We start from the raw sequence: 18,389 nt of genomic DNA on the forward strand, positions 1-18,389 counted from the left end.
TGAAGAAAAGCGGGGGCCGCTTCGCAGCCCAACGGGGGCAAGCCCCCTCGCCACAAATGTCATGACACTACAATTGCGAAGGTGAGGCTTAGTTCGGGTCCAGCAACCCGCCGCTCCAGTTACGCGACACCCGGCTGCCGGTGAACTTCGCCACCCCCATGCCCTGGGGTATCAGGCGGTCGCGATAGCGCGTCACCAGGCGCCCCGCTTGTTCGGCGTACAACACCACTTCGGAAGACGGATCACCCGGGCGCCCGAGAATCCGTGCAAAGCGCTGGCCTTCCTCGACGAAATCCCCCAGCTCTTTTTCGAAGATCAGCACCCCGGGTTGCGGGGCGAGGATGGTTTCCATGTGGCCCATTTCCACGGCTTCGACGGGCCATTCTGCAGGCGCTACTGACTCATCGATGACACCGCAACCGCACAGCCAGTTGTACAGTCCTGTGGCATCCTGTTCGGCAAAACGGTCGCTGACATCGCCCTGCCCGCGCAGCTCCAGGGTCGCAGCCATGCGCCCCGCTGTGACTCTGTCGCGTATCCATGGGGCAATAATGGTTTCCTCGAAGGAGCCATCGCCGCCGTCATCCCAGATGATCGCCACGTCCATCTTCATCGCCGCCGCCAGTTCGCGGCCACGGGGCCAGAAACTGCGGTGCACGTACAGGTACGGTAGCGCCTCGTCGTCGGTGTGCAGGTCAAGCATCACATCGGCCGGGGCGGCCAGTTGCACCAGTTTCTTTTGCCATTGCTGAACGCAGGTCGAAGGTCGCGCCATGGCCGCCGACTGGTCGAACGAGCGATTGAAGTTATGCCCGGTCGCGTCGTGATAACGACCAAGGATCCGCCCCTGGCGAAACTGCCCGATGCCCAGCGGATTGGCCTGCGGCACCACGGTGATGTTGCCTTTGAGCCGGCCCTGGGCTTCGGCGGTGTGCAGTCGTTGCATCAGCAGGTGCAGGACCAGCATCCCGGCGATTTCATCGGCGTGTACGCCGGCTTGCAGATGCACGTTTGGCCCGCTGCCGTCGCCTGCATAACGCCAGGCACCGACCCGCACGGCATCGCCATTGTTGTTGCGAACACTGAACGAAATATCCTGCGGCATTGGCTTCCCTCCCGTCATGAATGCTGAAAAACGTGGTATCGCTGCTGTAGCTGGTGATTGAACAGACGTTCAACTAAGCTCGGAATCGTGGAACCTCACCCAAGGACAACCCTGTGACAACCGATGCCCCGAAAAACCGCCGCGCCGAACCCGATGACCGTCGCGAAATGCTGGTGGCCGCCACTCTGCGTTGCCTGGGCCGCGACGGTCACGCCGGGATTTCCGTACGGCGCATTGCCACCGAAGCCGGCGTGTCCGTGGGGTTGCTAAACCACCATTTCGGCAGCATCGAGGCACTGATCGCCGACACCTATCAGCGGCTCGCGAACGAACTGACCACCGCCCTGCACCAGGAAATCGAGCAGGCCCAGACACCCGCGCAAAAGATCGATGCCTTCCTGGAAGGCTCGTTCTCGCCCAGGGTCATGGACCCGAAACTGCTCGGCGTGTGGGTGGTGTTCTGGAGCCTGATCCGTCACTCCGAACACGTCAGCCAGTCCCACGAAAAAAGTTACCGCGCCTACCTCGACCTGATCCGCCAGTTGCTCGACGGGCTGGCCGCCAGCGAAGGCTTCGTGATTCACGACACGCGCCTGGCCGCCATCGGCTTATCGGCGATGCTCGACGGGCTCTGGCTCGAGTGGTGCCTGAACCCCGAGACCTTCAGCGCCGCCAACGGACTCCACATCTGTCGTTGCTGGATAAAGGGGCTGCGTCACGGAGCATTCAGCACCGACGACATCCTGTGAAGAATGCCGGCCGAAGATCATCGCCAGGGTGCCACTGACGGCGATCAGCCCGGCGCCGATCATCAGCGACATGTCCATCAGCGTGCCCCAGACCAGGCTCGACAGCGCAAACGCCCAGATCAGCCCGGTGTATTCGAACGGCGCGAGCAGGGTCGCGGTGGCGCGTCGGAAACTGGCGAACAACAGGAACTGGCCGATGCCACCCACCAGGCCGGCGCCGAGCATGCCCAGCCAGGCGGGCGTCGGTGATGGCGTGTGGGTCCACGGCAGGGCAACCGCCATGCAAATCACGAACACCACGTTGGTGATCAGCATCTGCTCCAGCACTGAGGTCTGCTCATCCACCTGGCGCAGCTGGATATAGGTAAACGCCCAGCACATCGCCGCCAACAGGGTCAGGACGATCGGCAACGGATCGGTCATGTTGTCGGGGCGACAGGCAATGACCACCCCGACAAAACCGATGACCAGGCTGAACCACTGCCAACCGCTGGCGCGCTCCTTGAGGATCACCGCCGCCAGCACCGTGACCATGATCGGCGCGGAAAAATACAGGGTGGTCATCTCGGCCAAGGTCAGGTCCCTGGCCGCCGTGTAGTACAGCACCCAGGCGACGATCGACAGCAAACCGCGCACCACCAGCAAGCGCCGGCTCGGTGAACGCCAGGCCCGCTGGACCAGGCGCAGGCGCCCCGCCAGCAACACCGCGGCGACCACCACCAGGCTGCGCCAGAACAGGATGGTCACCACCGAATAATCGGCCACCAGCCATTTGATGACCGCGTCCTGCAAGGCCAGGAACGCGTAGCCCAGGGTGCACAGGCCAATGCCCTGCAGCGAGCGGTCAACCGTTGGCGAACTCATCAGGCTGACCTGCGCACGGGCGTCCCGCGCCGTTCGGCAAAGGCAAACAGCGCCTCGATCAGGAACGTCAGGCAGACGTAGACGGCGGCCACCAACAACAAGGGTTCGTACACCTGCAGGGTCTGCGCGCGGACCACGTTGGCGGCGCCGAGCAGGTCGATCACGGCGATGGTCGAGGCCAGTGCCGTGGACTTGAGCAGCATCACGGTTTCCCCGGCCAGGGTCGGCAACAGCAGGCGCAGGGCTCGGGGCAAGCGCACTCGCAACAACGACTGGCGCGCCGTCATGCCAAAGGCCGACGCGGCTTCCATCTCACCCTTGGGCACCGCCAGTAGGCCACCGCGAATCACTTCGCCGACATAGGCCCCCATCGACACCACCAGGGCGAACACGATGTACCAGTAGCCATCACGCAGGTACGGCCAGAGAAAGCTGCCACGAATCAGCGGGAACTGGGCAAACAGGCTGCCCAGCCCGTAGTAGTAGATGTAGATCTGGATCAGCAACGGCGTGCCGCGCGTCACGCTGGTGTAGAACAGGCTGACCTTGGCGATCACCTTGTTTTTCGAAATCCGTGCCAGCGCCACCAGCACCGCCAGCAGGTAACCGAACACACTCGATACCAACAGAATGACGAGGGTGGTTTGCAGCCCCCGGCCCAACAGTGCCGCGTATTCAACTATCCACGCTGGAATCATTTCATTCTCTCTGCCGGTTCAGTCAACAAGAGGCATCCAGCGACGAATGCGTCGCTCCAACCGTCCCGAAAGATAGTTCGACGCCAGCGTCACCGCGTAATACAACGCGGCAGCCGTGAGGTAGAACAACAGATAGTGGCGCGTCGACCCCGCGCCTTGCTTGGCGGTGTACAGCAGCTCATTGGTGCCGACCACGCTGATCAGCGCACTGTCCTTGATCAGGTTGATCCACAGGTTGGCCATCCCGGCCATCGCATACGGCGCCATGATCGGCAGCGTAACCCGGCGAAACAGCCCGAAACCGTTGAGGCCGAACGCCTTGGCCGCTTCGATCTGGCCGAAGGGAATCGCCTGGATCGCCGCGCGGAAAATCTCCGAGGCATAGGCGCCCTGCACCAGCCCCAGCACCACGATGGCCGCCAGCGGGCCGCTGACATTGACCACGCCGTAGCCGAGTCGGGTCATCAGCGAATTGAGGAGCATGGAGCCGACGTAGTACAGCAGCAGAATCAGCAGCAATTCCGGAACCGCCCGGAACAACGTGGTGTAGCCGCGCATCAGCGCTGCAATCGGCTTCGGCGCGCCGAGCTTGAGACACGCCACCACCAGTCCGATAGCCAGCCCGAGGACAAAGGCCCCGGCGGAAATCTGCAGGGTCATCCAGAGCCCCTTCAACAGCGCACTGCCCCATCCCTGCTCAGTGAAATTGATCAGATCGAACATTGCCGGCATTTCAGTCTCCAGTTGGCGGTTAGAAAGCACCGCCAGACCCTGTGGGAGCGAGCTTGCTCGCGATAGCGGTGGTTCAGTCAACTTGGATGTTGACTGTCATGCCCTCATCGCGAGCAAGCTCGCTCCCACAAGGATTTGCGTTTTCCAAGGGTTCGCGTTCGACCTGGCTGTCAGAACGCAGGCTTCACGCTGGTGCCGAAGTAGCTTTGGGAGAGGTCGTCGTAGTCCTTGCTCGCCAGCAGCTCCTGGATGGCCTTGTCCAGTTTGGCCTTGAGTTCGGTGTCGTCCTTGCGCAGGCCGGCACCCACGCCTTTGCCGAAGATCGGGTCATAAGGCACGGTGCCGAGGTAGGCCAGGTCCTTGGCATCCGGGGTCTTGATGAATGCGGCCATGGCGGTGCCGTCGGCCATCATCAGGTCGATGCGCCCGGCAATCAGGTCGGCGTTGGCCGAGTCCTGGGTGTCGTAGTACTTAACGTCGGCAATTTTTTCGTAGTAGGTCTTCAGGTAACTGGCGCTCACGGTCGAGTTCTGCACGCCGATGATCTTGCCCTTGAGGTCATCCGGGTACTTCTTCACCGACGCCTCTTTCGGGCCGACGACGGCAATCGCCGAATCGTAGTAGGCCTTGCTGAAGGCGATCTGTTTCTCGCGTTCTTCGGTCACCGACATCGAGGAAAAGATCACGTCGATCTTCTTCGCCAGCAGCGACGGAATGATGCCGTCCCACGCCACTTCCTTGATTTCGCAATCGGCTTTCATTTCGCTGCACAGCTTGTGGATCAGGTCGACTTCAAAGCCCTTCCACTCACCATTGGCCTGTTTTTCGGTGTATGGCGGATAGGGTTCGGCTGCCACCGCGAACCTGATCGGTTGCGCTTGGGCCGCGCTCATGCCGGCCAGCAATACGCAGGCCGCACCGGTCAACCAGTTTGCAAAACGTCGATTTCCCATGTTGTTTTCCCGTCTTTTTATGATGAGTTAGCGAGTCTGATGAGCGTTGACGAATTGTCGGCAACGCTCGCTGCGTGGGTGTACGAACACTTCGTCCGGCGAACCGGTTTCCTCGATCAGCCCTTGGTGCAAAAAGGCGACTTTGGAAGAGACATCGCGTGCGAAAGCCATTTCATGAGTCACCAGGATCATGGTCCGGCCTTCTTCGGCGAGGGAGCGGATCACCCGCAGCACTTCCCCGACCAGTTCCGGGTCGAGTGCCGAGGTGGGTTCATCGAACAGCATGACCTTGGGCCGCATGGCCAGGGCCCGGGCGATGGCCACCCGTTGTTGCTGTCCCCCGGAGAGAAACGCCGGGTATTCGTTGCGCTTGGCCGCCAGCCCAACGCGCTCGAGCAGGGCTTCGGCCCGTTCAGTGGCCTCCGCACGGCTTTCACGCAGGACCTGGGTCGGCGCTTCGATGAGGTTTTCCAGCACCGTGCGATGGGGCCAGAGGTTGAAGTTCTGGAACACCATGCCCAGGCTGGAACGGATGCGCACAAGCTGTTTGGCGTCCGACACCAGCGGTGCGCCGGGGCGATTCTGGTTAAGGTGAATGCTTTCGCCATCGACCAGGATGCGTCCCTGGTCCGGCACTTCGAGCATGTTGATGCAGCGCAGCAAGGTACTTTTGCCCGAGCCGCTGGCACCGATCAGGGAGATCACTTCGCCCTCGCGGGCGGTCAGGGAAACACCCTTGAGCACTTCGATATTGCCGAAGCGTTTGTGCAGGCCATCGACTTCGATCATGGTCCTGGCGGTGGCCGGTTCGACGGTCGCGGTGCTGGTCACCGTGCCGATCACCGGCCTGGGCGCTTCACCATTGAGTACCTGGACAAAGCCGCGAATGCGCTGGCAGGCCTGGGCCAGTCGCTCGTCACTCAGGGTGAACGACAGCCGCACAAACCCTTGGGCCGGCTCACCGAATGCCGCGGCATCCAGTACCGAGACACCGGCTTCGCGCAGCAGGCGCCAGGCGAATTCAAGCGAGGTCAGGCCGGTGCCGCGCACGTCCACCAGCACGAACATGCCGGCATCGGGATTGAGCACGCTGATACCCGGGCAATCCGCCAACCCGGACACCACCAAATCGCGGCGCCGACGATAGATCTCGCGCATGCCGTGGGTGACTTCGTCATGGGACTGCACGGCCTTGAGCGCCGCTTCCATGACAAACCCGGGCAAGCCGTACAGCATGCTCAACACCAGGGTTTCGACATGGTTGACCAGGGCTTGATTGGCCACGACCCAGCCGATGCGCCAACCGGTCATGGCATGGGATTTGGACAGGCTGCCGATCACCACGCAGCGCTCGGCCATGCCCGGCAGCGCCGCCAGACTTTGGTGTTCACGCTCATAGGCGAGGCTCTCGTAGACCTCGTCCACCACCACCCACAGGTCATGGGCAATGGCGAGGTCGGCGATGGCTTGCAGCTCTTCACGACCCAGCACCACGCCGCTGGGGTTGTTCGGGTTGGAGAAGAAAATCGCCCGGGTGCGCGGGGTAATGGCCTTGGCCAACACGGCGGCATCGAGGCGGAAACCCGAGTCCGCCGCACAAGGCACCCGCACCAGCGTGGCGCCGGACGCCTTGAGGGTCGCTTCGTAGGTGACGTACATCGGATCGAAGGCAATCACTTCGTCGCCGGCACCGAGCAGGCACATCGAGGTGGCGAACAAGGCGTTCTGCGCACCTGCCGTGAGAATGACGTTGGTCGCCTGCAGTTCGCGGTCGATCAATTGGCTGTAGCGGCCGGCAATGGCCTCGCGCAGGGCCTGGCGACCGGCGATTTCGGTGTAGTGGGTATCCCCTTCGCGCAGGGCGTGGATGGCGGCATCGGTAATGAAATCGGGAGTGGGGAAATCCGGGTCGCCGACGCTGAGGATGATCACGTCCTCGCCATTGCGCTGCGCAGCGTTGGCCGCGTAGTGGATATCCCAGGCGGCAACGCCTTGGCCACTGATCCGTTCAACAAAGGGTGAAAACCGCATGCCAGTGCCTCGTTCGAATTGAAGAAACGCAAGCCCGCAACCAGCCGGGGGAAGGTGGCCCTCAACATAGTCCAGACTGAACACTCGTTCAACAGAAAACTCGCGAGGCTTCGCGTTCAGCGCAAACAGGTCGTTTTCACGACAGTCGCGCCGTTTTTCAGCACGGCGCGATCAGGCGACGTGAAACGATTTTGCTGACTGCGCCAATCGCCAGGGCGACGAGGATCAGCCCGGCGGCGACCACGAACGTCAGCCGCATTCCCTGTGCGATGGCTTCGGGATGCGCTTGCAAAACATCGTTGCTGGCCGAACCGAAGGCGAACACTGCGCCCATCACGCTAGCGCCGGTGATCAAGCCAAGATTGCGCGACAACCCGAGCAAACCGGACACCACGCCACGCTGCGGCGTCGCAATATTCGACATGACGGCGGTATTGTTGGCCGCCTGGAACAGCGCGTAACCGGCGGTAATGACCGCCAGTGGCACGATGTAGCCGAGCGCACCAAAGCCCGTCGGCACGGCGGGCAGGATGCAAGCGCCGGTCAACATGGCAATCAATCCGAGCATGCTGGATCGATGCGCGCCCAATCCGTCGACCCATCGACCCGCCGGAATCCCGGCCAGTGCAGCGACCAGCGGCCCCGTCGACATCACCAGGCCAACGCTCGCTGCATTCAATGCCAGTGCGCCGGTGAGATAAAACGGCCCCACCACCAGGGTGGCCATGACCACGGTCGTCACCAGCATGCTCATGACGAAACCTGCGCTCAACTGAGGATTGCGGAACATCGTCAGTCGAACCAGCGGTGCCTCGGCTGTACGCTCGACGAACACAAACACGCCCGCCCCAACCATCGCCACCAGCAACAGTGCCGTGTTCAGCGGACCAAAACCGCCACGCCCGAGGGTCATCGCCAGCGCATAGGCCAGCAGTGTCAAGACCAGTACCAAGGTGCCGAGGACATTGAAACCCGCTCGATCCGCCCTTTTCCCACGGCAATCTTTCGGTAAAAAACGATGCGCGAGCCCAATCGCCAAAACACCCAACGGCACATTGACCAGAAAAATCGCCTGCCACCCCAGATTGGCAATCAAGAAACCGCCGAGGGTCGGGCCGAGCGACGTGCCAATCGCCGACATGGTGCCGAGCAGGCCCATCGCACTGCCCAGTTTTGCCTTGGGCACCGCCTCGCTCACCAGCGCCATGGTCAACGCCATCATGATGGCCGCGCCGATGCCCTGTAAGGCCCTTGCGGCAATCAGCAACCACAGACTGGCCGCCAGGGCGCACAGGAACGAGGCGATGGCGAACACCGCAATGCCGATCAGCAGCAATCGCCGACGGCCAATGATGTCGCCGAGCCGCCCGACACTGACGATCAACGCCGTGATCGCCAGCAGGTAAGCGAGCACCACCCATTGCACTTGCTGGAAGGAGGCCGAGAACGCTGCGGCCAGTGTCGGTAAACCAACGTTGGCAATGCTGGTGCCCAGGGACGACAGCAACATGGATAACGACAGGCTGGCCAAGGCGCCCCGAATCGATATGGACTTCATTTTCTCGCGACTCCGCAAATAGGTTGTCTCGAGCCTAAGCCCGCACCTAACATGGCGGAAGACGCAGCATTTGCACTTTATACGTGCATACAACGCCACACTCAAAAATGTGGGAGCGAGCCCTGTGGCGAGGGGGCTTGCCCCCGTTTGAGTGCGTAGCACTCACAAGATCTTTGGTGCATCAGAGATTTTGGGGCTGCTTCGCAACCCAACGGGGGCAAGCCCCCTCGCCACAGGGCTCGCTCCCACAAGGATTCACTCCATGCCAGATCTGAATCTGCTGATCACCCTGAACGTGTTGCTCGAAGAAGGCAGCGTGGCCCGCGCTGCGCAGCGGTTGCGCCTGAGCCCCTCAGCCATGAGCCGGGCGCTGGCGCGGTTGCGCGAAACCACGGGTGATCCGCTGCTGGTGCGGGCCGGTCGCGGACTGGTTCCCACGCCCCGGGCGCTGGAGCTGCGTGAACGCGTCGGCGCACTCGTGCAGGATGCCGAAGCCGTCCTGCGCCCCGCCGAGGCACTGGATCTCAATCAACTGGCGCGCACCTTCACCCTGCGCACCAGCGATGGCTTCGTGGAAAATTTCGGACCACCACTGATCGCCCGCCTCCACCAGGAAGCACCCGGTGTCCGCCTGAATTTCGTGCAGAAGCTGAACAAGGACAGCACCCTGCTGCGCGACGGCTCGGTGGACCTGGAAACCGGTGTGATCGGCGAATCGACCAGCCCGGAAGTGCGGACCCGGATGCTGTTTCGCGACCGGTTCATTGGCGTGGTGCGCAAGGGTCATCCACTGGCTCGAGGCGAGATGACAGCGGTTCGTTATGCCGCCGCCCGGCACATCCTGGTCTCGCGTCGGGGCCACGAAAAGGGCGTCATGGACGATGCCTTGAATGAGCTGGAACTGACTCGCGACATCGCCACCATTGTCGCTGGCTTCTCTTCGGCGATTGCTTTGGCGCGGGCTTCGGACCTGGTCGCCAGCGTACCGCAGCGGCACGTCGGCAACCTGTGCCAGGGAATGCATTGCTTTGCCCTGCCGTTCCCCACGCCGGCGATCACGGTTTCGATGCTGTGGCACCCGCGCATGGACGCCGACCCGGCCCATCGCTGGCTGCGCGGTTGTGTGTGGGAGGTTTGCAGTCAATAACACCACCGGGAAACTGAGTGTGGAACGCCAAGCTTGACCGCCACACCCTCCCCAGTCGAAGGCATTCAAGCGGTTTGTATCGAACTGTACTTCCCCCCGGCCACCTTACACAGCGATACAAATCCGCCAGGTTCAGGACATATGTGCAGTACATGGAAATGAAAAAGTGTGGCGCATCGGAAAGCGCAGGTTTTCCGAGCATTCCAGCGACCCACTGACAGGAAAAACCACCATGATCAATGCAATCGATACCGTGCTGTACACCGGCAAGACCCACACCACCGGCGGCCGCGACGGTCAGGCGCGCAGCACCGACGGACGTCTGGACATCAAGCTTTCGCCTCCCGGCTCTTCAGGTGCCGGCACCAATCCTGAGCAACTGCTGGCGGCGGGTTGGTCGGCTTGTTTCATCGGGGCGATGGGCAAGGCATCCGTCGCGCTGAACGTGGCCTTGCCGAACGACGTTGCGGTGGATGCCGAAATCGATCTGGGCAAGTCCGAAAACGCTTTCTTCCTTCGAGCCCGTCTGAATGTCAGCCTGCCGGGCCTGGACCCGACCATCGCACGCAAGGTGGTGGAAATGGCGCATCAGACTTGCCCGTACTCCAAAGCGACCCGCGGCAACATCGACGTCGAAATCAATCTGGTTTGACCGATGCAGAAAAGCCTGGCCTGACGTCTTGATACCGGTCAGGCCAGGCTTTTTGAGCACCGCAATTGCTGTAGGTGTAGGAGCGAGCTCGCTCGCGATGGTCTCAAGAGCGCCGCGCATAGCCAGCAAGCGCGCGTTTTCGTTAACGACCATCGCGAGCAAGCTCGCTCCTACTATTCCTTCAGGATCAGCAGCGGTTCGCCTTTCTTCACGATGTAGGTCGCCAGTTCCGAGGCCTTGCCTCCACCCACGTTCTTCGCCACATGGGCGACGCCGTCAGGGATGTACAACGAATCACCGGCCTTGAGCGTCACCGGTGCCCGACCTTCCAGTTGATACTCAAAGGTACCGCTGATCACGTGCGCCACCTCTACGCCCGGGTGAGCATGTTTGGGCGAAGTCACGCCCGGATCGAAGTCCACGAGCACCTGAAGGACTTCGCGATCGGCGGCGCCCAGGTCTTCGCGTACCAGGTCGGTGCGATGCAGGCCCTGCTGCCAGCTTTTCATCGCCGGGGCCGGCTGTGTTTCCTGGGCTTGAGAGAGACTCGCTACGGTAGCGAGCCCAGCGGCGGCCAGAGCCAGACCAAGCTTGCCGAGGGTGTGACGGGTGTGGGTACGCAACATTGTCTTTCCTCCAATTGAACCACGCCAGGCCGCGCCGAAAGTGGCGCGGTGCCGGTGGTTCCATTTGAAGGCCGCCGTGTATCGCCCAGGTGTCGGGAAACGGCGGTTTTGTATGCCCCGGTAACGGCGGGCGTTGCGGATACCTGCGGATACAAACCCGCAACTGCGGGCACGGCGTTGGTCTTATTCCCCCGCAGCCCCGCGACTGCCCTTGAAAGCGTCGCGCCGGGCGCTGCGTTCGGCGACATAGGCGGCACTCGGCTCACTGATCAGGTCCGCGCGGCGCAAGGGCTGCCCGCAATGGGCGCACATCGGTCCGAGCCCGGCCGGCTCGCCGCAACTGCGGTGGGTATAAACCACCGCCAGGCCTTCCTCGGGCGACTTGCACCAGGTTTCACCCCAAGCCCGCAACGCCAGGACCACCGAGTAGAACGCGTCGCCTTTTTCCGTGAGGTGATATTCGTAGCGTTTTGGCCGCTCACTATAAGCGCGGCGCTCTACGAGCCCGTCGGCCTCCATGCTCTTCAAGCGCGCCGCGACCATTTGCGGCGTAGCGCCGGTCTGCGCCTGGATGTCATCAAAGCGATGGCTACCCATGAACAACTCCCGCAACACCAGCACCGTCCAGCGGTCGCCAACGATGGCTTCGGCCCGGGAGATCGGACACAGGGTTTCAGAAACGGTTGTTTTCACCGACATGCGGCATTGTCTCTTTCCTAGTTACTATGATTATCATATCAACGTAAATCCTGAGCAACTACACTTCACCATCCACGGATTGTTTTGCGGAGAACCGTCATGCCCAACGCCACCTACCCTCTTGACCGGACTGCCTATCTGCTGGTCGACCCCTACAACGACTTTCTGTCGGAGGGCGGAAAGATCTATCCCCTGATCGAGCCAATGGCCGAGCAAGTCGGCCTGCTCAACAACCTGCGCACGCTTGATCGCACCATTCGCGCGCTCAACATCCCGGTGGTCATCGTACCGCACCGCCGCTGGGAAAAAGGCGACTATGAAAACTGGGATCACCCAAGCCCCACCCAGTGCAAGGTCATGCATATGCATCACTTCGCACGGGGTGAATGGGGCGGCGAATGGCACCCCGACTTCGCGCCGAAGGACGGTGACATCGTCGTGCAGGAACATTGGGGCTCCAGCGGTTTTGCCAATACAGACCTCGATTTTCGCCTCAAGCAAAAGGGCATCACCCACGTGATCATCGTCGGCCTGCTGGCCAATACCTGCATCGAGGCAACCGCCCGTTACGCTCAGGAACTCGGCTATCACGTCACCCTGGTGCGGGATGCGACCGCGGCCTTCATGCCGGAGATGATGCATTCGGCCCATGAGCTGAACGGTCCGACCTTCGCTCACGCCATCCTGACCACCGATGAACTGGTTGCCGCGCTGGCACAGGCAGGTGAGTGATGCTGTTGACCGGCACTTTGAGGTCTCGCTCCCACCCTTCACGCTTGGCGCGCTTATTGATTGCACCGTGGGTGATGCCCTGGGCAGATGCGATCTCACGGGTGGAAAGCAATCCGGCCCGGTAGGCACGTTCAATTGCCTCCCAGTCGGGTTGCTTGGTTGTCATGGGAATCCTTCAGAGTCCTACCAGAAGAGAGTGCGTTGTCGTGCCCAGGCGAACTTCCAGGCGGCAGCTAATATAAAACTGCCCATCACAAAAGGAAGGTAGTCATGAGATACAACCTGTTCGAGAATCAGAGAAACGAGATCATCCTGCTCGCGCGCATCCTTCTGATGATCCTTTTCATCATTTCCGGCTGGAGCAAACTGACCAACTTTGACGGTACCGCTACTTACATGAGCTCTCTCGGCGTGCCCATGCCCATGGTCGCTGCGGGGATTGCGGTCGTCATGGAGTTCTTTGTCGCTATAGCGATAGTCGTGGGTTTCTACACCCGCCCACTCGCATTTCTCTTCGTCTTGTTCGTACTCGGTACTGCTCTAATCGGACATCACTTTTGGACTATGGTTGACCCAGAGCGCGCAGCCAACATGACCCAATATTTCAAGAACCTCAGTATCATGGGCGGTTTGCTGCTGCTGGGCATTACTGGTCCTGGCAAGTATTCGATTGATGGCAGATAGCTTCGCGAACATCACTCGAGCCTTCCCGGTATCCGCGGCACAATTTGCTAATTCGCGAAACGTGTCGCGAATTAGCTCTCGTCTGCCTTTCGCTCAGCCCAGCGCTTGCCAAGCTGACGAGCCTGCTCTACGCCGAGCACGCCGATGAAGCCAGCCGTTGCGAATGACCAGGCAATGCTGAAGCCGAACTCATTCACCGTCAGGCATGAGAGGCCGACCCTCTTAGCTTTCACCATCATGCACAGTGACCCTAACTCCCGTAGCGACAATCTCGTACTCAGTTTCGGAAATTTTATTCACGGCACCACCAAATTGCATTTCGAAATGCTTCAGACCTTCATGTCGAACCATGCCGTTTGGCGAGCGCTCAATGGTCTCGTCCTGATAGATGTTAATCACGTATTCCAGGTTATCTGTGCCAACCCCAACTATTTTTCCAACATATTTATCTGCCATGTCCGAACTCCTTGCGTGAAATCTCAAAGTAGCTGGTGCAGGCAGATGAATCCACAGCATTGAACAGTTCACTTCACCATGATGTTGGTCTGCACCTGAGCGTGCAGGCGAGTGACGTTGGTCATGCCCTCTCCAATGTCGCGACATGAATTTCTGTTGTGCGGTAACCGTTCCGGCAACAAACCTTCCTGATGCCATCGCTTGGGGTCAAGCTGAGCGCGAACAAATTCCTTACATGTTTTTACATCTTCGAACCCGGCGTACAACGGCAACTTACATCGCCTTCCAATAATCGGCACCGGAATAATAAAAAGACCGATTACATGGAGAGTTTCAGATGCCCTTTACCCGTACTGTTCTAGCGTTGTCCCTCGGCCTAGTTTTTTTACAGAGCAATGCCCAGGCGGCGGCGCCGCTGTCGCTCGCTAACGGCAACTCCGAGCTGACTGCGCAAATCAGTAATGCCTGGATAGAAATCAATAAGACCGCGTTAGAGCACAATATCCGTACCCTGCAAGCCGAGCTCGCCGGCAAGTCGAAACTCTGTGCGGTACTGAAAGCCGACGCTTATGGTCATGGTATCGGGTTGGTGATGCCTTCAGTGATCGCGCTGGGTGTACCGTGTGTGGCGGTCGCCAGTAACGAAGAGGCGCGAGTGGTTCGCGAAAGCGGCTTTAAAGGCCAGTTAATCCGTGTTCGCACCGCCTCCCTGGGGGAGCTGGAAAATGCTCTGCAGTACAACATCGAGGAACTGGTTGGCAACCTCGATTTCGCCCGCCAAGCGGCCGATCTTGCACATAAACACGGTCGCAAACTGCAGGTGCACATCGGTCTCAACTCAAGCGGCATGAGCCGTAACGGCGTGGAAATGGCTACCGAGCAGGGTAAACAAGACGCGCTGGCGATCACCAAACTGCCAAATGTCGAAGTGGTTGCGATCATGACCCACTTCGCCGTGGAGGATAAGGACGACGTACGCAAGGGCCTGGCAACCTTCAACGAACAAGCGGCCTGGCTGATGGACGTGGCCCAGCTCGATCGCAAGAAAATCACCCTGCACGCGGCCAACTCCTTCGCCACCCTGGAAGTACCCGAATCGCGCCTGGACATGGTGCGCACGGGCGGCGCGTTGTTTGGCGATACCGTCATCTCGCGCACTGAGTATCGGCGCGTGATGCAGTTCAAGTCGCATGTGGCCTCGGTCAATAGCTATCCCGCTGGAAACACCGTGGGTTACGACCGTACATTCACCCTGTCACGTGATTCGAAACTGGCCAACATCACGGTCGGTTACTCCGATGGTTATCGCCGCGTGTTCACCAATAAAGGCGTGGTGTTGATCAATGGTCATCGCGTGCCGGTGGTGGGCAAGGTTTCGATGAACACCGTGATGGTCGATGTCACGGATGCACCCGACGTCAAGGCGGGTGATGAAGTAGTGCTGTTTGGCAAACAAGGCGCAAGCGAAGTCAGCCAGGCTGAAGTCGAAGAGATCAACGGTGCGCTACTGGCCGACCTCTATACCGTCTGGGGCAGCGCCAACCCGAAAATACTGGTCGAGAAGTAATCCCGCCATTATCGTAAATCACAGGGCGCGATCATTCGGGCACAGCTTTGCCGAGCGCTGACAAGCTCCAATGTAGGAAAGGGACTGACAGGAGAGAGCTCGCTTTCTCTTGTCGGAAGGTGACCATCATGCCTTGGCCAGACGCTTGCGATTCGCGAAACGTGTCGCGACTTACTTGGCTCGCCGATCGATCCCACCGGGCGTCTTGTCACAGCGCAAGTCGTATTGGTTTGAAGCTGTGTGGATTGCAGGGTGCATTCGAGCAGATGAACGGGCAACAAAAAACCCGGCACGGTGGCCGGGTTTTTGTGTTGAGTGTGTGTATCGATCATAGCTTGCAGGAACCACATTAAAACTACCCATGCCAGCCCACCAAACATCAACAACCAGCGTTATGACAACATCCCCTCTAGACAGTGCGGTTTAAGTCGAATCGGTCCAGGTTCATCACTTTGGTCCACGCAGCGACGAAGTCCTTGACGAACTTCTGCTGCGCATCGGCGCAGGCATAGACTTCAGCCAGCGCACGCAACTGCGCGTTCGAACCGAAGACCAGGTCAACCCGGGTGCCCGTCCACTTCACTGCACCGGTTTTGCGATCACGCCCTTCATACTCTTGCTGGGCATCCGACACGGGCTTCCACTCCACGCCCATATCCAGCAGGTTGGTGAAGAAGTCGTTGGTCAAGGCTTCCGGACGCGTGGTGAACACACCGTGTTTGCTCTGGCCGACATTGATGTCCAACCCGCGCAAGCCACCCAGCAATACCGTCATTTCCGGCGCACTGAGCGTCAGCAGTTGTGCCTTGTCGATCAGCAATTTTTCGGCCGGCACCCGGTACTGTTGCTTCAGGTAATTACGGAAGCCGTCGGCAATCGGTTCAAGGAATCCGAAGGACTCGACATCGGTCTGTTCCTGGCTGGCGTCCATGCGTCCCGGGCTGAACGGCACCGTCACACTGTGGCCGGCGTTTTTCGCAGCCTGTTCGACACCCGCGCCACCGGCGAGCACGATCAGGTCGGCCAGGGAGATTTTCTTGCCATCGGTTTGCGCGCTATTGAACTCGTTCTGGATGCCTTCGAGTTTGGCCAGCACATTGGCCAGTTGCTCTGGCTGGTTGGCCTCCCAGGACTTTTGCGGTGCCAGGCGCAGACGCCCGCCGTTGGCACCGCCGCGCTTGTCGGAGCCACGGAAGCTGGAAGCCGCCGCCCAAGCTGTAGATACAAGCTGCGAGACCGACAGGCCGGACGCCAGCACCTTGCTTTTCAGGCCCGCCACGTCACTGTCATTGACCAGCGGATGATCGACGGCAGGGATCGGGTCTTGCCACAGCAGTTCTTCGTTCGGCATTTCCGGGCCGAAGTAGCGTGAGAGCGGACCCATGTCACGGTGAATCAGCTTGTACCAGGCACGGGCGAAGGCGTCGGCCAACTGGTCTGGATTGGCCAGGAAGCGCCGCGAAATCGGTTCATAGATCGGGTCGAAGCGTAGCGACAGGTCCGTGGTCAGCATGGTCGGATCGCGCCGTTTGGACGGATCGTGTGCATCCGGAATGGTGCCGGCACCCGCGCCGTTTTTCGGCTTCCACTGGTTTGCCCCCGCCGGGCTCTTGGTCAGTTCCCATTCGTAACCGAACAGGTTCTCCAGGTAGTTGTTGCTCCACTGGGTTGGCGTGGTGGTCCAGGTGACTTCCAGGCCGCTGGAGATGGTGTCGCCACCTTTACCTGTACCGAACGTGCTCTTCCAGCCCAGGCCCTGCAGTTCGAGGCCGGCGGCTTCGGGCTCAGGTCCGACATGATCGACGGGACCTGCACCGTGGGTTTTGCCGAAGGCGTGACCGCCCGCGATCAGCGCGACGGTTTCCTCATCGTTCATTGCCATGCGCGCAAAGGTTTCACGGATATCTATCCCGGCGGAAACCGGATCGGAGTTGCCTTCAGGGCCCTCCGGGTTTACGTAGATCAGGCCCATCTGCACGGCTGCGAGAGGGGTTTCCAGAGTGCGCTCTACGGGATTTTGCCCGGCATCCTTGCCATAACGCACGTCGCCACCCAGCCACTTGCCTTCAGCCCCCCAGTAGACGTCTTCGTCCGGTTCCCAGACATCGGGGCGGCCAGCGGAAAAACCAAAGGTCTTGAAGCCCATGGATTCCAGTGCGACGTTGCCGGCGAGGACGATCAGGTCGGCCCAGGAGATTTTGTTGCCATACTTTTGCTTGATCGGCCAGAGCAGCCGACGGGCCTTGTCGAGGCTGACGTTGTCCGGCCAGCTGTTGAGGGGTGCAAAACGTTGCTGGCCGGAGCCGGCGCCACCCCGGCCGTCACCGGTGCGATAGGTGCCTGCGGCGTGCCAGGACATGCGGATAAAGAAAGGCCCATAGTGACCGAAGTCCGCCGGCCACCAATCCTGGGAATCGGTCATCAGCGCAGTCAGGTCGTTTTTCAGCGCCTGGAAGTCCAGGCTCTTGAAGGCTTCGGCGTAGTTGAAGTCGCCTCCCAGCGGGTCAGACTTGGGCGAGTGTTGACTCAAGATCTTCAGGTTCAGTTGGTTCGGCCACCAATCGCGGTTCGTCGTGCCACCGCCAGCGGCGTGATTGAACGGGCATTTCGATTCAGTTGACATGGCATCTCCTCTTGATTTTGTTTTCAGCTAACCACCTTTGAGCGTGGCTCCGGATCACCGATTGATGAAATAGCTTTTCGGTATGGGATCCATAGCCTTGAGGCTATGACAGCCCCGCGATCAGTCGCTCCAGACCCTCCATTAAAGTCCCGGTCGGGGAAACTGTCGCTTCATCTTTGGAGATAGCTGATAAACAGTTCAAATCAGTAACGAGTTGCACAGAGGATGAGCAGCATTGGCTGCAAGGACGTTGTCATCAGGGCATTCCTGTATTCAATAAAAAACCGGCCTTTCAGCCGGTTATTTATGTCACTCAACAGCACTTCGGTCCGGCTTTACTGCCGTAACGGGCCTCCTGGCGCTCGCGGAAGAACGCCTCGTAGTCCATCACCGGTTTGTCCGGGTGCTTGGTCTGCATATGCTCGACGTAGTTGTCGTAGTCGGGCATGCCGACCATCAGGCGCGCGGCCTGACCGAGGTATTTACCGAGGCGACTCAGGTCATTGAACATGA

The 18,389-nt window shown here is 60.2% G+C and carries 18 protein-coding genes and 1 pseudogene; 6 read left to right on the top strand and 13 right to left on the bottom strand.

Annotation, left to right across the window (positions count from 1 at the left end):
- Positions 1 to 88 precede the first annotated feature (88 nt).
- On the bottom strand, positions 89 to 1,105 hold the full coding sequence (locus ABIE16_RS15720; RefSeq protein ID WP_429521505.1) for a M14 family zinc carboxypeptidase: 1,017 nt from the start codon (positions 1,103 to 1,105) through the stop codon (positions 89 to 91).
- Positions 1,106 to 1,272: 167 nt separating this feature from the next.
- Between ABIE16_RS15720 and ABIE16_RS15725 the strand changes: the two are divergent.
- Positions 1,273 to 1,758: pseudogene (locus tag ABIE16_RS15725) on the top strand (TetR family transcriptional regulator C-terminal domain-containing protein); the annotation flags it as partial.
- On the opposite strand, the gene ABIE16_RS15730 reads toward ABIE16_RS15725, so the two are convergent.
- The 6 genes from ABIE16_RS15730 to ABIE16_RS15755 form a co-directional block, all read right to left on the bottom strand.
- A complete protein-coding gene (locus tag ABIE16_RS15730) occupies positions 1,714 to 2,718 on the bottom strand; it encodes a DMT family transporter (RefSeq protein WP_429521506.1) in 1,005 nt (334 codons plus the stop codon). The pseudogene ABIE16_RS15725 and the gene ABIE16_RS15730 sit on opposite strands and share 45 nt — an antisense overlap.
- A complete protein-coding gene (locus ABIE16_RS15735) occupies positions 2,718 to 3,416 on the bottom strand; it encodes an ABC transporter permease subunit (protein WP_154908666.1) in 699 nt (232 codons plus the stop codon). The genes ABIE16_RS15730 and ABIE16_RS15735 overlap by 1 nt, the downstream gene beginning before the upstream one ends.
- An 18-nt stretch (positions 3,417 to 3,434) precedes the next feature.
- Positions 3,435 to 4,148 (bottom strand): ABC transporter permease, encoded by a 714-nt coding sequence (locus ABIE16_RS15740; protein ID WP_007981895.1) that lies wholly within the window; start codon positions 4,146 to 4,148, stop codon positions 3,435 to 3,437.
- Positions 4,149 to 4,318: 170 nt separating this feature from the next.
- Positions 4,319 to 5,101, bottom strand: a complete 783-nt coding sequence (locus tag ABIE16_RS15745; RefSeq protein WP_090456270.1) for a transporter substrate-binding domain-containing protein — start codon at positions 5,099 to 5,101, stop codon at positions 4,319 to 4,321.
- A 27-nt stretch (positions 5,102 to 5,128) separates the two neighbouring features.
- The gene (locus ABIE16_RS15750) at positions 5,129 to 7,132 is read right to left on the bottom strand and encodes an aminotransferase class I/II-fold pyridoxal phosphate-dependent enzyme (protein ID WP_429521507.1); all 2,004 of its coding nucleotides are present in this window, start codon (positions 7,130 to 7,132) and stop codon (positions 5,129 to 5,131) included.
- A gap of 157 nt (positions 7,133 to 7,289) precedes the next feature.
- Positions 7,290 to 8,708: an MFS transporter gene (locus ABIE16_RS15755; RefSeq protein ID WP_429521508.1), complete on the bottom strand. Its 1,419-nt coding sequence runs from the start codon at positions 8,706 to 8,708 to the stop codon at positions 7,290 to 7,292.
- A gap of 244 nt (positions 8,709 to 8,952) precedes the next feature.
- Between ABIE16_RS15755 and ABIE16_RS15760 the strand changes: the two genes are divergently transcribed.
- Both ABIE16_RS15760 and ABIE16_RS15765 read left to right on the top strand, forming a co-directional pair.
- Positions 8,953 to 9,837: a LysR family transcriptional regulator gene (locus ABIE16_RS15760; protein ID WP_340317037.1), complete on the top strand. Its 885-nt coding sequence runs from the start codon at positions 8,953 to 8,955 to the stop codon at positions 9,835 to 9,837.
- 232 nt (positions 9,838 to 10,069) lie between these two features.
- Complete coding sequence (locus ABIE16_RS15765) at positions 10,070 to 10,489, top strand: organic hydroperoxide resistance protein (RefSeq protein WP_349736731.1); 420 nt, start codon at positions 10,070 to 10,072, stop codon at positions 10,487 to 10,489.
- A 173-nt stretch (positions 10,490 to 10,662) separates the two neighbouring features.
- Here ABIE16_RS15765 and ABIE16_RS15770 read toward each other — a convergent pair whose 3' ends face one another.
- Positions 10,663 to 11,115: a cupin domain-containing protein gene (locus ABIE16_RS15770; RefSeq protein WP_223531989.1), complete on the bottom strand. Its 453-nt coding sequence runs from the start codon at positions 11,113 to 11,115 to the stop codon at positions 10,663 to 10,665.
- A gap of 183 nt (positions 11,116 to 11,298) precedes the next feature.
- Positions 11,299 to 11,814 (bottom strand): winged helix-turn-helix transcriptional regulator, encoded by a 516-nt coding sequence (locus ABIE16_RS15775; protein ID WP_429521509.1) that lies wholly within the window; start codon positions 11,812 to 11,814, stop codon positions 11,299 to 11,301.
- Between the two features lie 99 nt (positions 11,815 to 11,913).
- On the opposite strand from ABIE16_RS15775, the gene ABIE16_RS15780 reads away from it, so the two are divergent.
- Both ABIE16_RS15780 and ABIE16_RS15785 read left to right on the top strand, forming a co-directional pair.
- Positions 11,914 to 12,546 (top strand): isochorismatase family cysteine hydrolase, encoded by a 633-nt coding sequence (locus ABIE16_RS15780; RefSeq protein ID WP_429521510.1) that lies wholly within the window; start codon positions 11,914 to 11,916, stop codon positions 12,544 to 12,546.
- Between the two features lie 270 nt (positions 12,547 to 12,816).
- Positions 12,817 to 13,230: a DoxX family protein gene (locus tag ABIE16_RS15785; RefSeq protein ID WP_218496475.1), complete on the top strand. Its 414-nt coding sequence runs from the start codon at positions 12,817 to 12,819 to the stop codon at positions 13,228 to 13,230.
- Positions 13,231 to 13,301: 71 nt separating this feature from the next.
- Here ABIE16_RS15785 and ABIE16_RS15790 read toward each other — a convergent pair whose 3' ends face one another.
- Together ABIE16_RS15790 and ABIE16_RS15795 are read right to left on the bottom strand one after the other, a co-directional pair.
- On the bottom strand, positions 13,302 to 13,469 hold the full coding sequence (locus ABIE16_RS15790) for a hypothetical protein (protein ID WP_407516494.1): 168 nt from the start codon (positions 13,467 to 13,469) through the stop codon (positions 13,302 to 13,304).
- Complete coding sequence (locus tag ABIE16_RS15795; RefSeq protein WP_090456285.1) at positions 13,453 to 13,686, bottom strand: hypothetical protein; 234 nt, start codon at positions 13,684 to 13,686, stop codon at positions 13,453 to 13,455. Before ABIE16_RS15795 ends, ABIE16_RS15790 begins: the two co-directional genes overlap by 17 nt.
- Before the next feature lie 337 nt (positions 13,687 to 14,023).
- Between ABIE16_RS15795 and alr the strand changes: the two genes are divergently transcribed.
- A complete protein-coding gene (alr, locus tag ABIE16_RS15800; protein WP_090456287.1) occupies positions 14,024 to 15,253 on the top strand; it encodes an alanine racemase in 1,230 nt (409 codons plus the stop codon).
- Between the two features lie 409 nt (positions 15,254 to 15,662).
- On the opposite strand, the gene katG is transcribed toward alr, so the two are convergent.
- On the bottom strand, positions 15,663 to 17,876 hold the full coding sequence (gene katG, locus ABIE16_RS15805; protein ID WP_090456289.1) for a catalase/peroxidase HPI: 2,214 nt from the start codon (positions 17,874 to 17,876) through the stop codon (positions 15,663 to 15,665).
- A gap of 313 nt (positions 17,877 to 18,189) precedes the next feature.
- On the bottom strand, positions 18,190 to 18,387 hold the full coding sequence (locus tag ABIE16_RS15810; protein ID WP_007976534.1) for a YbdD/YjiX family protein: 198 nt from the start codon (positions 18,385 to 18,387) through the stop codon (positions 18,190 to 18,192).
- Positions 18,388 to 18,389 lie beyond the last annotated feature (2 nt).

Source organism: Pseudomonas sp. 2725 (genome assembly GCF_050434585.1).
Lineage (GTDB): Bacteria > Pseudomonadota > Gammaproteobacteria > Pseudomonadales > Pseudomonadaceae > Aquipseudomonas > Aquipseudomonas jessenii.